General features: G+C 53.4%; 14 protein-coding genes. All 14 read right to left on the bottom strand.

The window, feature by feature from the left end; translation table 11 throughout:
• Window positions 1–56: 56 nt before the first annotated feature.
• The 14 genes from lpxC to rsmH all read right to left on the bottom strand — a co-directional run bounded on the left by lpxC (window position 57) and on the right by rsmH (window position 16,593).
• Window positions 57–974, bottom strand: coding sequence for a UDP-3-O-acyl-N-acetylglucosamine deacetylase (lpxC, locus tag BGL48_RS14680; protein ID WP_069363357.1), 918 nt, complete (start codon window positions 972–974; stop codon window positions 57–59).
• A gap of 117 nt (window positions 975–1,091) precedes the next feature.
• Window positions 1,092–2,267, bottom strand: a complete 1,176-nt coding sequence (ftsZ, locus tag BGL48_RS14675) for a cell division protein FtsZ (protein WP_046073972.1) — start codon at window positions 2,265–2,267, stop codon at window positions 1,092–1,094.
• A 33-nt stretch (window positions 2,268–2,300) separates the two neighbouring features.
• The gene (gene ftsA / locus BGL48_RS14670) at window positions 2,301–3,557 is read right to left on the bottom strand and encodes a cell division protein FtsA (protein ID WP_046073971.1); all 1,257 of its coding nucleotides are present in this window, start codon (window positions 3,555–3,557) and stop codon (window positions 2,301–2,303) included.
• 11 nt (window positions 3,558–3,568) lie between these two features.
• Window positions 3,569–4,345, bottom strand: a complete 777-nt coding sequence (locus tag BGL48_RS14665) for a cell division protein FtsQ/DivIB (RefSeq protein ID WP_069363356.1) — start codon at window positions 4,343–4,345, stop codon at window positions 3,569–3,571.
• A 217-nt stretch (window positions 4,346–4,562) separates the two neighbouring features.
• Window positions 4,563–6,020: a UDP-N-acetylmuramate--L-alanine ligase gene (gene murC / locus BGL48_RS14660; protein ID WP_069363355.1), complete on the bottom strand. Its 1,458-nt coding sequence runs from the start codon at window positions 6,018–6,020 to the stop codon at window positions 4,563–4,565.
• A gap of 10 nt (window positions 6,021–6,030) precedes the next feature.
• Entirely contained in the window at window positions 6,031–7,095 is a 1,065-nt protein-coding gene (gene murG / locus BGL48_RS14655) for an undecaprenyldiphospho-muramoylpentapeptide beta-N-acetylglucosaminyltransferase (protein WP_369801986.1), read from the bottom strand.
• Window positions 7,085–8,290: a cell division protein FtsW gene (ftsW, locus tag BGL48_RS14650; protein ID WP_069363353.1), complete on the bottom strand. Its 1,206-nt coding sequence runs from the start codon at window positions 8,288–8,290 to the stop codon at window positions 7,085–7,087. Before ftsW ends, murG begins: the two co-directional genes overlap by 11 nt.
• Window positions 8,287–9,639, bottom strand: coding sequence for a UDP-N-acetylmuramoyl-L-alanine--D-glutamate ligase (murD, locus tag BGL48_RS14645; protein WP_069363352.1), 1,353 nt, complete (start codon window positions 9,637–9,639; stop codon window positions 8,287–8,289). Before murD ends, ftsW begins: the two co-directional genes overlap by 4 nt.
• A gap of 2 nt (window positions 9,640–9,641) precedes the next feature.
• The gene (mraY, locus tag BGL48_RS14640; protein ID WP_046073965.1) at window positions 9,642–10,724 is read right to left on the bottom strand and encodes a phospho-N-acetylmuramoyl-pentapeptide-transferase; all 1,083 of its coding nucleotides are present in this window, start codon (window positions 10,722–10,724) and stop codon (window positions 9,642–9,644) included.
• Complete coding sequence (locus BGL48_RS14635; RefSeq protein WP_069363351.1) at window positions 10,724–12,091, bottom strand: UDP-N-acetylmuramoyl-tripeptide--D-alanyl-D-alanine ligase; 1,368 nt, start codon at window positions 12,089–12,091, stop codon at window positions 10,724–10,726. Before BGL48_RS14635 ends, mraY begins: the two co-directional genes overlap by 1 nt.
• Window positions 12,088–13,554 carry a UDP-N-acetylmuramoyl-L-alanyl-D-glutamate--2,6-diaminopimelate ligase gene (gene murE, locus BGL48_RS14630; protein ID WP_069363350.1) on the bottom strand — a complete coding sequence of 489 codons (1,467 nt, stop codon included), beginning with the start codon at window positions 13,552–13,554 and terminating at the stop codon, window positions 12,088–12,090. Before murE ends, BGL48_RS14635 begins: the two co-directional genes overlap by 4 nt.
• Window positions 13,547–15,313 carry a penicillin-binding transpeptidase domain-containing protein gene (locus BGL48_RS14625; protein ID WP_069363349.1) on the bottom strand — a complete coding sequence of 589 codons (1,767 nt, stop codon included), beginning with the start codon at window positions 15,311–15,313 and terminating at the stop codon, window positions 13,547–13,549. Before BGL48_RS14625 ends, murE begins: the two co-directional genes overlap by 8 nt.
• Window positions 15,310–15,639, bottom strand: coding sequence for a cell division protein FtsL (gene ftsL / locus BGL48_RS14620; protein ID WP_069363348.1), 330 nt, complete (start codon window positions 15,637–15,639; stop codon window positions 15,310–15,312). The genes BGL48_RS14625 and ftsL overlap by 4 nt, the downstream gene beginning before the upstream one ends.
• 3 nt (window positions 15,640–15,642) lie before the next feature.
• Window positions 15,643–16,593 (bottom strand): 16S rRNA (cytosine(1402)-N(4))-methyltransferase RsmH, encoded by a 951-nt coding sequence (gene rsmH, locus BGL48_RS14615; RefSeq protein WP_069363347.1) that lies wholly within the window; start codon window positions 16,591–16,593, stop codon window positions 15,643–15,645.
• Between the last annotated feature and the right edge of the window lie 3 nt (window positions 16,594–16,596).

The raw sequence follows: 16,596 nt of genomic DNA, 5'->3' as shown, positions 1-16,596 counted from the left end.
CTTAGTGTGGTGCATTGCGCTGTTACCGTGCAACCGCCTACCGTATCAGACAGGGCTTAGGCCAAGACCATCCCCGGTTCGGCAAATGCCACTGGAGAAGTCTCTGTTTCTTCAAACGTCACCCACTCCCACGCTTCTTGATCGGCCAAGACCGCGCGCAACAGTTTGTTGTTCAGTGCATGGCCCGATTTGTACGCGCGCATCTCACCGAGGATACTGTGGCCACACATGTAAAGGTCACCGATAGCGTCCAACACCTTATGCTTGACCAGTTCGTTGTCAAAGCGCAGGCCTTCTTCATTCAAGATACGATAATCGTCCAGCACGATGGCACAGTCAAAGCTACCGCCCAGACACAAATTTTGTGACTGCAGGTACTCGATGTCACGCATAAAACCGAAAGTACGAGCACGGCTCAAGTCTTTAATAAAAGACTGGCTTGAAAAATCTAGCACCAGGTTTTGTTGCTCAGATTCAATCGCAGGGTGGTCGAATTCGATAGCAAAATCAAGGCGGAAGCCGTTGTATGGCAGCAACTCCGCCCATTTGTCATCGTCTTCAATGCGAACAGGCTTTTTAATGCGAATGAACCGTTTTGGCGTGTTTTGGACGTCGATACCCGCAGACTGCAGCAAAAAGATGAACGGGCTTGAACTGCCATCCATAATTGGAATTTCTGGCGCGTCCACTTCGATAATAATGTTATCGATCCCCATGCCTGCAATCGCTGCACTGAGATGCTCAACGGTTGAGATGCGAACACCCGCGTCATTGACTAAGGCGGTGCACAACATGGTGTCGCGCACATCCTCAGGGTTAGCCGGAAAATCTACCGGTGGCTCCATGTCTGTGCGACGGTAAATCACACCGGTATTGGCAGGAGCCGGACGCAGAGTAAGCGTAACCTTACGCCCGGAGTGGAGACCCACACCAGTCGTTTGGACCATACTTTTCAATGTTCGCTGTCTAATCATCGGCTTATCTCAACTTTTTCTCAAAAAAGTGTGCTCTGCGTCACTCATTACCCTGTCACCTTAGACAAGGGGAGCGTGATGGTAGCACATCACTGGCTACAAACCAAGCAATTGCGATTAGTCAGCTTGTTTACGCAAAAACGCAGGAATATCGAGATAATCATGCTCGGTCTGCGATTTTGGTGCTGCATTCGAAGACGATGCAGCAGGCTGCTCTTTCGCCGCAGGGTTTGCACTTGCCGCCTGAGGTTTCTCTTGCAAAGGCTGTGCCTTTTTCGGCTCTGCCTGTGCTTGCCCAGACTGTGAGTTGGTCACCAAGGTGATATCTGGCTTACGCTCATTACCAATTCCGGTGGCCACCACAGTCACACGCAGCTCGTCGCTCATTTCTGGGTCCATCGATGTCCCGATCACCACAGTCGCATTGTCTGATGCAAACGCTTTGACGGTGTTACCCACGGTCTCAAACTCATCAAGACGCATATCAAAGCCTGCGGTAATATTCACCAACACACCACGCGCACCAGCTAAGTCGATGTCCTCAAGAAGCGGGCTAGAAATGGCCATTTCTGCTGCCTCTTCCGCGCGATCTTCGCCGGTTGCCACGCCGCTGCCCATCATCGCGTGTCCCATCTCTGACATCACAGTGCGGACATCCGCAAAGTCGACGTTGATGTGACCTGGGCGCGTGATTAACTCGGCGATCCCTTGCACGGCGTTGCGTAGCACGTCGTTTGCTTTGGCAAAGGCATCGAGCAATGTAATCCCACGACCTAGCACTTTAAGCAGTTTTTCGTTCGGGATCGTAATCAGCGAGTCAACATGTTTTGACAGCTCTTCGATACCTTGCTCTGCAAACGCGAGTCGCTTTTTACCCTCAAAGCTGAATGGTTTAGTGACCACAGCAACGGTCAGGATTCCCATTTCTTTCGCGATTTCCGCGATAATGGGGGCTCCGCCGGTTCCTGTACCACCGCCCATTCCGGCTGCGATAAATACCATATCGGCACCTTCGAGCTCAGCTTTAATCGCATCGCGATCTTCAAGGGCAGAATCTCGACCTACTTGTGGGTTAGCCCCCGCGCCTAGGCCTTTAGTGATATCACCACCAATTTGAATAACCGTGCCTACGCTGCTTTTACGCAGTGCTTGGGCATCCGTATTAATGCTAATGAAGTCAACCCCTTCGATTGACTCACGCACCATATGTTCAACGGCGTTACCACCGCCACCGCCAATGCCGACGACCTTAATCACCGCATCGTCAGACATTTCCATCATCGGTTCAAACATGAGTTCTCTCCGTCCTTCCTGTTCGCATCAGGGTTAAAATTCTTTCTTAAACCAGCTACTCAGCTTGTTTATCCAGCTAGCCACAGCCCGCTTTTGTTCTGGTTCACTCGTTTCTGTCAGCAAGCTTTCTTTACCGTAGTGTAAAAGCCCAACCGCGGTTGCATAACAAGGTGCTTGCACATAGTCGGTCAATCCGGTGACATTCACCGGTTGTCCCACTCTCACTTGGTTTTGGAAGACGCGTTCTGCGCATTCTACCAAGCCGTGCATTTGTGATGCGCCCCCGGTGAGCACAATTCCCGCTGCCATTTGATGTTTAACACCATCGCTACGCAGCTTTTCTTGGATAGCGACCAGTTTTTGGTTCACCAGTCCTAAAAGCTCTGAGCAACGCGGCTCAATCACCTCTGACAAGGTTTGTCGCTGCAATGTCCTTGATGGGCGTCCTCCCACACTTGGGACATTCACTTTGGCGTCCTTGTTCACCAGCTCACTCAATGCACAGCCATATTTCACTTTAATGTCTTCTGCATCAGCCAGTGGTGTGCCAAAGGCATAGGCAATATCACTGGTAATCACATTGCCCGCATACGGGATCACCTCGGCATGGCGGAGGGCACCGCCTGTCCACACAGCCAGATCCATAGTGCCGCCGCCGATATCGACGACACAGACACCCAATTCTCGCTCATCCGGTGTGATCACGGCATGGCTTGCTGAAAGCCCGGAGAAAATCAGTTGATCAACACTAAGACCACAACGTTCGACTGCTTTCTCAATATTTTTTGCGGTGTCATTGTGACATGTGATGAGGTGCACACTTGCTTCCATCCTCACCCCGGATAAACCGAGCGGGTTTTTGATCCCTTCTTGATAATCAATTTTGTATTCTTGTGGGATCACATGCAGCACGCGCTGCTCATCACTGATTTTGACCGACTTCGCAGTGTGAATCACATTGTCTATGTCGTCTTGGGTAACATCTTCATCCGATATTGTCCCCATCCCTCTCTCAGTTTGGCAGTGAATATGCTTCCCTGACAAAGAAAGATAGACAGAGCTGATTTGGCAATCTGCCATCATCTCGGCTTCATTCACCGCACGCTGAACAGATTTAACCACAGACTCTAAGTCGTTAACGCCACCTTTATCCATTCCGCGAGAGGGACTACTGCCCACCCCCAGCACATTGATGGTGCCATCTGGCAGCACTTCACTGACCAAGGTAGACACTTTGGACGTCCCTATATCGAGCCCAACTATCAGTGACTTGTCTGTCGTTTTATTCATTCAACCATCTCTTAATTTTGGCGATTCGCGTCGTCTGCCTCTGTTTTCCAGCCTACCGCTGCCCCGGTGTCATAACGTAAATCGACATACGCAATGGCTTTATTTTGTGCCTTTATCCGCGGATATAAATGGACCAGTCGCGCTAGCCTTTCTTGTCGCGCCTTTCGCCCTAACTCAATCCGTACGCCATCTCGTGTCACAATACGCCATGAGCGCCGCATGTTGAGTGATAACGCCTGAATCGATAAGCCAATTCGCTGTAATTGACGTTCGAGCTCTCGACTCGTGTGCAATACTTCTGCCGACGTGCCGGTATTACCGTGTAGCGACACCAGCTTTTTATCAGCGACATCTTGCGGGGCACCATTGAACACCGCCCCGTCTGGCGTTAGCAATTTTTGCCCATTCCAAATCGCGCTCGCCCGGTATTCGGTGATATGTACCTTTAAGGTATCGGGCCACTGCTTTCTTACCGCGACCTGTTTCACCCACGGGAGCGCCTCAATGTTCGCTTGGATGCGATTCACATCCTGCAGCATAAAGCTTTTTAGCTCGCCGCCTGATAACACCGCTTTGCGCACTTGTGCCGCGGTCACATGTGTCTGGTCACCTTCCATCACCAGCTGCGATAAGGGGAGCTGCTGCTCATCACTCATCCAATCAATCACACGTATCGCCCCCAGCAACATCAGAGTGATCACCCCAACCAGGAATGCGAGTGATGCGCCTGTTTGCCGATCCAGTTTTATCACTGTTTGTACGCGTGTCAGGGCATTGACCATGCTCATACCTATCTTATCGCCTTGTGTCGATATGACTTGACACTCACTGCGAAAAAACCGACTGATTATAGCGATCCCGCGTGACGCTCTCCAACCTAGACGTGCACTTTCATCACTAAGTTGAGATCGATTGCGCGCCATTTTCCCACAAAGACGATAAAAACCGATGTTTATTCTGGTAACCACCGATATTGACCGCTCTTTTTATCTCGTCAGCGACGTTTTATTGCGCCATTTTAGCCTTGTCTAGCTGCTTTGCCGCTAAATTTTTTGCTATTTTACCAATATCACCCGCGCCTTGTGTTAAAACCAAGTCATTAGGTTGCAGCACGTTAGCCAATGCCGAAGGTAAGGCCTCTGCATTAGGCACAAAAATAGGATCTAGCTTACCGCGCGCGCGAATGCTCCGACACAAACTTCTACCATCAGCCCCTGCAATCGGCGTTTCCCCCGCTGAATACACATCCAACATCAGCAACACATCCACTTTTTCCAACACATTGGCAAAGTCATCATAAAGATCGCGCGTGCGGCTGTAACGGTGTGGCTGAAAAATCATCACTAAACGGTGATCTTGCCAGCCTGCGCGTGCCGCTTTAATGGTGACGTCCACTTCACTGGGGTGATGTCCATAATCGTCCACCAGCAGGGCGGTCCCCTCATCCACGGCAAACTCACCGAGTTGATCAAAACGCCGCCCTGTGCCAGCAAAATTGGCCAAGGCACGTAAGATTGCGTCATCATCGACACCATCTTCCGTGGCAACCGCAATCGCCGCTGCCGCGTTGAGCGCATTATGTTGGCCGGGTGTATTCAAACGTATGGTTAGCGTTTCCCGATGAGGGCGTGTCACTTTAAATACACCACACTGCCCATGCTGTTGGTAATCATGTAAACATATATCGGCATCGTGCGAGAACCCGTAGGTGATCACTTGGCGTCCAATCGACGGGATCAGCTCACGAACGATCGGGTCATCGATACACACCACCGCCACCCCGTAGAACGGCAGATTATGGAGAAAGTCGATAAACGTCTGTTGCAACTTTGCGAAGCTACCACCATAGGTATCCATATGGTCTGCTTCTATGTTGGTGACAATCGCCACCATTGGCTGCAGGTGTAAAAAAGAGGCATCACTTTCATCCGCTTCGGCAATCAAATAACGACTGCTGCCTAACCGCGCATTGGTGCCTGCACTTTTTACCAATCCCCCATTGACGAAGGTGGGATCTAACCCTGCCTCAGAGAAAATTTGTGTGACCATCGCGGTCGTCGTGGTTTTGCCGTGGGTACCGGCAACGGCAATGCCGTGCCGATAGCGCATTAATTCGGCAAGCATTTCTGCCCGACGCACCACAGGAATGCGCGCCGCCTTTGCCGCTTCCACTTCCGGGTTATCCTGTTTAATGGCTGTCGACACCACCACAACACTGGCTTGTTCGACATGGCTCGCTTGATGCCCGATAAAAATCTGCGCCCCCATGGATGCCAATCGCTCTGTGACGATATTCTGTGCAAGATCCGAGCCGGTTATTTGGTAACCTTCATTAATCAGCACTTCAGCAATACCACACATGCCTGCACCGCCGATCCCCACAAAGTGGATCCGCTTAACCCGGCGCATTTCCGGGATCATGGTGCGAATTTTTTCCAGCTGCTGATTATCCAATTTACCCATTCTCTATTCTCTATTTGTTGGCGTGCGTGACGATAACGTCCGCGACACGGGCATCTGCATCAATGATGGCCGCCTCTCTAGCCGCCCTTGCCATCGCTAACAAGCGTGGGCGGTCAAGCTGGTTGATTGTCTCAGCCAATGTGCTCGCTGTCAGTGATGGCTGTTCAATCATTAAAGCCGCACCGCGGGCGACTAAGTAATCACCGTTGAGTGCTTGTTGCCTATCGGCATGCATAAAGGGGACGAAAATCGCCCCAACGCCAGCCGCCGCCAGCTCAGACACCGTCAATGCTCCGCTGCGGCAAATCACCACATCCGCCCAAGCATAAGCCTCGGCGACATCATCAATAAACTCACTGACTTCGACGTCACTGACACCGGCTTGTTGGTACGCATCGCGTGTCGGCTCAGCGTTGTGCTTGCCTGCTTGGTGGCGAATCGTGACCGCTTGCTCGGTGAGCGCAATCGCCTCTGGAACCGTTTGATTAAGGATCCGCGCGCCCTGACTGCCTCCCATGACTAAAACGCGCAAGGCGCCTTCTCGCTCACTAAACCGTTGCTCGGGGGCAGCGATATCACACACATCTCGACGTACAGGGTTACCGACCACTGTCTTGCCATCGAATGCGCCTGGAAACGCTTGTAACACTTGTTTGGCGACTTTCGCCAGCCAGCGATTGGTTAGGCCTGCCACCGCATTTTGTTCATGCAAGATCACGGGCACGCCACTTAACCACGCGGCAATACCACCTGGGCCACTGACATAGCCCCCCATGCCTAATACAGCGTCGGGTTTAAAGCGCTTGATCACTTGCCGCGCTTGCCAAATCGCACTGACAATCATCCAAGGGGCTCGTAGCTTGCGCATCAGCCCCGATCCAATCAAGCCTTTAACGCGAATAAATGCGATCTCGATACCATATTTAGGCACCAAATCGGCCTCCATGCGATCCGCCGTCCCTAACCAGCAGATCTCCCAGCCTTGATTTTCTAAATACTTAGCGACCGCGAGCCCTGGAAAAACATGGCCACCAGTTCCCCCTGCCATCACTAATAATCGTTTTTTACTCATTATTCTGTTCTTTACCTTGATAAGGGTTTCTTTGGTGCGCTTGCGACGTGGCTAAGCGGTACTCGTGGTCAATGCGCAATAGCAGTGCCACTGCCACCGCCATGATGACCAGACTGGAGCCCCCATAACTGATCAATGGCAAAGTCAAGCCTTTGGTCGGGAGCATACCAGCGGCAGCGCCTACGTTGACCATGGTTTGGAACGCAAACCAGATCCCAATCCCGAAGGCAAGAAAACCGCCAAAGAGTTGGTTTTGCTCAAGGCAACGCTTACCAATAAATAAGGCTTTAAACACCAAGTAGAAAATCAAACACAAAATGACGCTGACACCCACCAAGCCAAGCTCTTCAGCAATCACCGCAAACACGAAATCGGTATGCGCTTCTGGCAAATATTCCAGTTTTTGAATGGAATTACCGAGCCCTTGTCCAAACCAATCCCCGCGACCAAATGCCATCAAAGACTGGGTTAGCTGATAGCCACTGCCAAACGGGTCTTGCCAGGGGTCTAAAAAGGCAGTGACACGGCGAACTCGGTAAGGCTCAGCGACAATCAAGCCCCCGACCAAGGTCAACCCGGTGATCAGCAGTGCAATAAACTGCCACAGCTTGGCCCCTGCGATAAATAACATCCCCACGGTGGTGACAAACATCACCACCACCGAGCCTAAATCAGGTTGCGCCAACAATAAGCTTGCGAAGAACAACAGCACCGCCAAGGGCTTAGCAAAGCCACGAAAATGTTCACGCACCTCACCATGGCGGCGCACCAGATACCCGGCTAAAAAGACAAATAGGGATAACTTGGCGATCTCCGCTGGCTGAATATTGATCCCAGCCACAGAGATCCAGCGCGCGGCACCATTGACAGACCGACCCACGGCAAGCACCGCCAGTAACAATAGCGACGAGAGCAATAACATATAGCCGCTATAGCGCTGCCACCAATGCACGGGGATGTACATCACTAGCACGGCGGCGGCGATGGCGACCGCCAGATAAAAGGCATGACGTTTGGCAAACAAAAAAGGCGCATCCGCCAGCCTAAGCCCCACTGGCAAGGAGGCCGAGGTCACCATGACTAACCCAATAACCATTAACAGCAGCGACGTCCAGACCAATTGGCGGTCATACAACACGCCCGGAGACGGCGTCCGAAGCCACTGCCAGCAGTATTGAGGAAGTCGGCTTACAGTCATGTCTGCCTCGCGATCATCGATTCTACCTCGGCGATAAAAGCATCCCCACGGGCAGCAAAATTAGTGAACTGATCCAAACTTGAACAAGCGGGTGATAACAGCACCATGTCGCCGGCACAGGCTTGGTAAGCCGCTGCATCGACCGCTTGGTGCAGCGTTTCCACACACTGCGCCGTGTTATCGAGCGCCGCCAACTGTCTTTTATCTTTGCCAAAGCAGTAAAGCGACACGTCCAGCGTCGCCAAAACAGGTTGCAACAGACTAAAGTCGGCGCCTTTACCATCGCCCCCGACCAACAGGTGTAACCGCCCTTCAATATCTAGGCCATCGAGTGCGGCCAAGGTGCTGGCCACATTGGTAGCCTTTGAATCATTGACCCACAGCACGCCCTGATGCTCGGCGACTTTTTGACAACGGTGCGGAAGGCCAGCGTACGTACTGAGTGCTGCTTTTTGCCCTTGCTGAGTAATGCCGACACTGTCAGCCAGCGCCATGGCCGCCAGCCCATTCGCCACGTTGTGACGGCCCACCAGTCCCAGTGAAGAGACGGGAAGCAGTGGCTGGCCGTGTGCCGCTAACCACGCCTCACCTTGGTCGGTGATAAGGCAATAGTCACCTTGATGAAAACCAAATAGACGCATGGAGGAGGCGGTGTTCGTTTGCAGATCATCGTGCGTTTGCGGATCATCGGCATTGGCGATCAGGGTAGTCGCATGGGTGAAAATACGGCACTTGGCGGCACGATAATCGGCCAAGCTGTCGTACCTATCCATATGGTCTTCAGAGAAGTTCAAAAAGGCCGCGCCATCTAGAACCAGCGAGTCGGTGGTTTCGAGTTGAAAGCTCGACAGCTCCAACACATACAGTTCGTGACCGCGGTCGAGCAAATCCAACGCCGCGACACCGATATTGCCACCCACTCCGACGTCAATCCCGCTCGCTTTCGCCATTTCGCCCACCAGCGCTGTGACGGTGCTTTTGCCGTTGGAGCCAGTGATCGCCACTACCGGCTTATCGCAGTACCAGGCAAATAGCTCAATGTCTCCCACAATAGGCGTTCCTGCTGCATGGACTGGCGCCAACGCTGGCGTCTGCAGCGATATCCCTGGGTTAGTAACGACCAAATCGGCATCGGCTAACCACTGCGCCTGCCAACTGCCTGTATGCAACTCGACGTTATCTGGCAGTTGGTCTTGCCCCGGCGGCTGCGTGCGCGAGTCCATCACGCGGATGCATGCCTTAGGGTGATGGCGCGCAATAAAACGCACCACCGACAGGCCAGTTACGCCCAAGCCCATCACGACAATATGGCGAAATTCGGTTAATGAATGCTGGCTCTCGGCTGGCATGATTAGCGTACCTTGAGTGTGGCCAGCGCAATCAGCACCAGCATCAACGAAATGATCCAAAAGCGCACGATCACTCGCGGCTCCGGCCAGCCTTTTAGCTCATAGTGGTGATGAATCGGTGCCATGCGGAAAATGCGCTGACCACGCAATTTATAAGAACCGACCTGTAAGATCACCGATACCGTTTCCATCACGAACACCCCGCCCATGATGATCAGTAGCAGCTCTTGACGCACCAATACCGCGATGGTGCCGAGCGCGCCGCCTAATGCCAGCGAGCCCACATCCCCCATAAACACTTGCGCCGGGTAGGTGTTAAACCACAAAAAGCCCAGCCCCGCCCCGACAATCGCAGCACATACCACTACCAGCTCACTGCTGTATTGGATATACGGAATATGCAGGTAGCTGGCAAAGTTGACGTTCCCGGTTGCCCACGCAATAAAGGCAAACCCACCGGCGACCATCACGGTGGGCAAAATCGCTAACCCATCGAGGCCATCCGTCAGGTTCACCGCATTGCTGGTGCCGACAATCACAAAGTAGGTAAAGACCACATAAAACAGGCCAAGCTGCGGCATCACGTCTTTGAAAAACGGCACCACCAACTGAGTGGCTGCGGTGTCCTTGCCGTGCGCATACAGGGCAAACGCCACCCCTAACGCAATGGCGGATTGCCAGAAATACTTCCAGCGCGCGACCAAGCCATCGGTATTTTTGCGCACCACTTTGCGATAATCATCGACAAAGCCCACCGCGCCATAGCCGAGCAGGACAACCATCACCGCCCACACATAAGGGTTAGCCAAGTCCGCCCATAAAAAGACGGTTAAACTGATGGCAGCAACAATCAGCACCCCGCCCATGGTCGGCGTACCACGCTTGCTAAAGTGAGATTCAGGGCCTTCTTCGCGCACCACTTGGCCAATTTGCATCGATTGTAGGCGTTTAATCAAACGCGGCCCGGCCCATAGCGAGAACAATAGTGCGGTTAAGGCACTCACAATCGCTCGGAACGTCAGGTATTCAAACAACCGCATCGAGGGTAAAAGGTTTTGTAGCGCCTCCGCTAACCATAAAAGCATTAGCAAGCCTCCTTGATAGCGGCAACAACGGCTTCCATCGCCATCCCGCGAGCGCCTTTAATTAAAATTGTGTCAGGTGTCTGTATGTTTATCATGGCTACTACGTGCGCAATGAGCGCCTCTTTACTATCAAAATGGTCACCGCCACAGCATTCGCTGATCACACGGCTATCGTTTCCGGTCGTGAACACGCGGTCTAACTGTGCTTTTTCAGCATGCTCTCCCACTTCACGGTGCATTTGTTCACTGTATTGCCCCAGCTCGGCCATATCGCCCACAATAAGCCAACGCTCCCCTGGGTAGCTGGCCAGCACATCAATCGCGGATTTCATTGCCGGCACACTGGCGTTATAGGTGTCATCAATCAACCTCAAGCCTGGTCGAGGCTCAGTGACCTGGGTGCGCCCCGCGGCATTTTCCATCGCTGCTAAGCCGCTCACCACATAGTCTAACCCCACGCCCGGCAGCTGCATCGCCGCGCAGCCGGCCATCAGTGCATTAGTGATATTGTGCACCCCGGGTAATGGCAAGGTGACCGTTTTTTGCATCTGGCCATCATTTAAGGTGATTTGATAACAGCCGGCATCGGTGAGCGTGCTATCTATCAACTTCAGTGGCGCCGCTTCGGTGTCAGTGACGGGGATCACCTGCTTGTCGGCCAGCACCGCTTGCCACTTTTCGTCGCCGTGGCTATGTTGATTCACCAGTGCAATGCCACCTTCTGGCAAACCTTGGTAGATCTCACCTTTGGCAATCGCCACTCCTTCCATTGAGCCAAACCCCTCAAGATGCGCGGCGGCAAGGTTGGTTACCATAGCAATATCCGGTTTCACCAACGACGCGGTGTAGGCGATTTCGCCAATATGGTTCGCCCCCAGCTCAATCACTGCATATTGGTGCTCAGGGGTCAGTCGAAACAGGGTCAATGGCACCCCAATGTCATTATTAAAATTGCCCGCAGTAGCTAGGGTCGGGCCTTTTTGTGCCAGAATAGCCGCCAGCATTTGCTTTACCGTGGTTTTGCCACAGCTGCCGGTGATGGCAATGGTGGGTACCTGACACTGGCTTTTTACCCACGCCCCGAGTTGGCCAAGGGCAATACGCGTGTCATCCACCCGCAATTGGGGTATCGCGACATCCAGCGGACGATCGACCACTATCGCCGCTGCACCAGCCGCTTTTGCTTGCTCTGCAAAGTCATGGCCATCAAAGCGCTCCCCTTTTAAGGCAACAAACATCGCCCCTTCGCCAAGCTCGCGGGTATCTGTGGTGATCGCCCCAATCTGGTCATCTTCAGGCACAAGCTCTCGATGCAATATCGTCGCGTTCACCGCATGCGCAAGCGTATCGAGTGAGGTCCGAATCATGATAACTCCTTTAGTTGTGCCGCCACCGTCTCTCGGTCGGAATAATGCACCTTGCCGTGCGCCAAAATTTGGTAATCTTCATGACCCTTGCCTGCAATCAGCACAATGTCATCAGTGTTCGCTTGTTGAATAACCTGAGTCACCGCGTCGGCACGATCATGCTTCACCCACACGTGCTCTGGCGCCAGCATCCCCGTAAGCATGTCTTGGGTAATGGACTCGGGGTCTTCACTACGTGGGTTATCATTGGTCAATACCACATGATCGGCGTGCTGCTCCGCCAAACGAGCCATTAACGGCCGCTTGCGTTTATCCCGATCGCCGCCGCAGCCAAAGATGCACCACAGCGCGCCTTTACAATGACGTCGCAACGCAAGCAGCGCTTTCTCCAGCGCATCGGGCGTGTGAGCATAATCAACCACAACGGTCGGTTTGTCAGCAGCGAGAAAAACCTCCATCCGCCCTGTGACAGCTTGCAACTGCGGGGCCACCGCCAATAACGGCGCTAATGGGTAGCCCAGCCCCAATAAGGTCGCCAAGCTCACTAGCAAATTGCTGACATTAAAATCTCCCACTAATGCGGCATGGATCTCGCCTTGTCCCCAGGATGAGTCGATCTGCACCCGCACACCGTCGCTGGCATAGGCCACCGAGGTCGCGCGCACAAATCGGCCTGGGTGGGCTTCCAGTGAAGCCGCGTCCATGGCGACCGCGATAGCCTCTGGCCATTGCTTGAGCCAGGTGCGACCAACACTATCATCCGCATTGATGACTTTAAGTGGCGAGCCTAACGCAAACAGTTGCTTTTTCGCCTCGGCGTAGGCGTCGAGGGTGCCGTGATAGTCAAGGTGATCATGACTTAAATTGGTAAATACCGCGGCATCAAAGGCAAGGCTGGCCACGCGCCCTTGCACCAAACCGTGCGATGACACTTCCATCGCCACATGGCTGGCCCCTTGCTGAACAAAATCGGCTAATTGCGCTTGAATACTAATCGCGTCCCCAGTGGTGTTGTCAGCGGCTTTCAGCGCACCAATAAAGCCGTTGCCCGTGGTACCCATCACCGCCGTTCGTTGATCGAGCGCGTCAAGCCACTGAGCAATCAGTTGCGACACCGTGGTTTTGCCATTGGTTCCGGTGACACCAATCAACCCGAGGTGTTGCTGAGGATCCTGATAAAAGCGCGCCGCCATCGCAGAGAGCGCATGAGGTAACGCGCGCAAGCTGATCACTGGCACTTGATCGCGCCAGGCTATCTGGTCGTTTTCACCTTGTTGCACCACGGCCACCGCGCCTGCCTCAATCGCAGCCTGAATAAACTGGCGACCATCGACCTGATGGCCTTGCACCGCCACAAACACATCTCCATCACCGACGCAGCGACTGTCGAGTGTCATCTGCTTGACTGGGACGCTCGGCGCATCGGCCAGCCACGGACTCAGCCATTGGTTTAAATCATTCATTCTGGTTCACTTCACTTGCATACTTAGCCACTTGCAACTCAGGGCCTGTGCCCGCATCCGGTGCAATGTTTAAGATCTGGAGCGCGCTTTTCATCACATCAGAAAACACCGGCGCCGCCACTTGGCCACCATAATACTTGTCGCCTTGTGGCTCGTTGATCACCACCACCATCGCCAGTCTGGGATCACTAATCGGTGCCAGGCCCGCGGTATAACCGATATACTCATCGCCATAACCGCCCGCTACTGCCACTTTCGCGGTACCAGTTTTAGCCCCGACTCGGTAACCGTCCACCGCAGCACGGCGCGCGCTCCCGCCTTCTTGGGTCACGCCCTCTAGCATTTGCAGCACTTTATACACATTTGCACGCGAGGCGACTTGTTTCCCTTCAGTCACTCCCTCGCGCTTTAAAATACTCAGCGGTCGATTGATGCCCAGCGAGCCGAGCGTGGCATAGGCACGCGCCAGTTGCGCCGGCGTCACTGACAAGCCATAGCCAAAGGCCAGCGTCGCCCGTTCAAAGTCTGACCAGCGGCGGCGTGAGGGGAAGTGCCCTACCGATTCACCCACCAACTCGACGCCAGTACTTGCCCCGAGGCCAAAGCTACCGTATTCGCCCAACAGGGTCTCCACGGGCATCGCCAACGACAGCTTACTGACACCGATGTTGCTCGACTTTTTGAGGATCCGTGCGAGATTGGCTTTACCCACTTTAGACACATCCCGCACGCGACTGCCCCCGATTTGCATGATGCCATTACCGGTATCTATTACAGTGTCCATATCGGCAACACCGTTTTCTAAGGCAGTGAGTACCACAAAAGGCTTCATGGTTGAGCCCGGTTCAAACACATCAGTGATCGCGCGGTTACGCATATTAAAGCTTTTCAGCGAGCTGCGATTGTTAGGGTTATAGGAAGGGGCATTCACCATGGCCATCACTTCGCCGGTTTTGACATCCACCATCACCAACGAGCCAGACGTGGCGCGATAATCAGCCACCGCTTGCTTAATTGCACGATAAGCGATGGCTTGCAAACGCTGGTCGATACTGAGCGTGAGCGATTGACCTTCCTTTTTGTCTTCTGTGGCAATATGTTCAACCACACGGCCAAATCTGTCTTTGCGCACGGTGCGCTTACCATGCTCTCCGGCCAGCCAGTCATCAAACCGGCGTTCAATCCCTTCCAAACCATGGCCGTCAATGCCTGTCATCCCCACTAAGTGGGCACTTACCTCAGCACTAGGATAAAAACGGCGGGACTCGGCTTTAAGACCCACGCCGGGCAAGTCGAGCTTGTTTACATACGCAGCCATTGCGGGGCGTACTTGGCGCTGCAGATAAACAAAACGCCGCTTGCGATTCGCTTGAATTTTGTCAATCAGCGCCTGGCGGTCTAGGCCCAGTACATCAGCCAGCGCGTACCAGCGTTCAACGTTGTTGAGCCCTTGGTGTTTAAACACCGTCACCGGATCGGCCCACACCGCTTGCACGGGGACACTGACCGCCAACGGCTCACCTTGGCGGTCTTCAATCATCCCACGCGCGGAATGCACTTGTTCAACCCGTACTGAACGCAAATCCCCCTCATGACGCAGCCTGTCGGGCTCAATCACTTGGATATACGCCGCACGTGCCACCAGTGCGACCAAGGCCAAGGCGATAAACGCGCAAATAAGGCCAAAGCGCCACTGTATCAGCACAGGTGGCGCTTTCGGTGTACGGCGATTGGCAGGCTTGCTAGAACGTTTTTTCACCGGCTATTACTCAAAGATCGTTTGACGATCACTTCGTTATCACTGGTTGGTCGAATCATGCCAAAATCCTCACGCGCAACGGCCTCCACATGGCTATGTTCAGATAACGCGTTTTCTTCCAGCAATTGATTTCGCCACTCCACTTCAAGGGTTTCGCGCTGCTCAAGCAGCGCATCTTGTTTGGCTATCAAACTACGGGTCGATTGCGTCATCGACACCACAGCAATCGCTGATAGCAACACCGCCACCAACAACCCCAACGGCAACTTACCGATGGCCAGCACGTCCTGACGAATCTGTTTGGCAAGGCTGGGGCGCGGCTCCATGATTTACCCTAGTTTCTCCGCGATGCGTAATACCGAACTACGCGCACGTGCGTTTTTCGCCACCTCATCAGCTGACGGTTTAATTGCCTTGCCAATGGGCTTCATCGCCGCCGAGCCAAGCTCCGCGATCTGCGCTTCAGTCAAAGGCACGCCTTTGGGCACGTCTGGGCCTTTACTTTGTTTGCGAATAAAGCGCTTCACCATTCGATCTTCTAACGAGTGAAAGCTGATCACAGACAAACGGCCACCGGGGGCGAGGCTTGCCAGCGCCCCTTGCAGTGCTTGCTCAATCTCATCCAATTCACTGTTGATATAAATGCGGATCGCTTGAAAACTGCGCGTTGCCGGGTGCTTTTTCTTTTCTCTAAACGGCACCGCATGATCAATCAGCTTCGCCAGCTGGTTAGTGGTAGTAAGCGGTGTCGCTTCTTCGTCCTCACGATGACGCACAATCGCGTTGGCAATCCGGCGAGCAAAACGCTCTTCACCAAACACTTTTAACACCCAAGCAATGTCGTCTGGGCTAGCGGTTGCTAACCACTGCGCTGCTGACTGGCCGCTACTGGGATCCATGCGCATATCTAAAGGGCCGTCATGCATAAAGCTGAATCCACGGCTAGGATCGTCCAGCTGCGGAGACGACACGCCCAGATCGAGCAAGATGCCATCCACTTTTTCACTCAAGCCCCGGTCACGCAGATAGGCCTCGATATCAGAAAAAGGACCATGAATAATTTGAAAGCGAGGATCGTCAATGGTGCTGGCTTCTTCAATCGCGCGAGGGTCGCGATCAATGGCGTACAAACGCCCGTTTTCACCCAGCTGCGATAAGATATGGCGAGAGTGACCGCCGCGACCAAAGGTGCCATCGACATAAATGCCGTCTGGCTTTATCGCGAGGCCGTCTACCGATTCGTTCAATAGGACGGAAACATGGGTATACTGTTCTGACATAAG

This window comes from Salinivibrio sp. SS3 (assembly GCF_001722105.1).
GTDB classification, from domain to species: Bacteria; Pseudomonadota; Gammaproteobacteria; order Enterobacterales; family Vibrionaceae; genus Salinivibrio; species Salinivibrio kushneri.
This window is presented reverse-complemented; position numbering and strand designations above follow the sequence as displayed.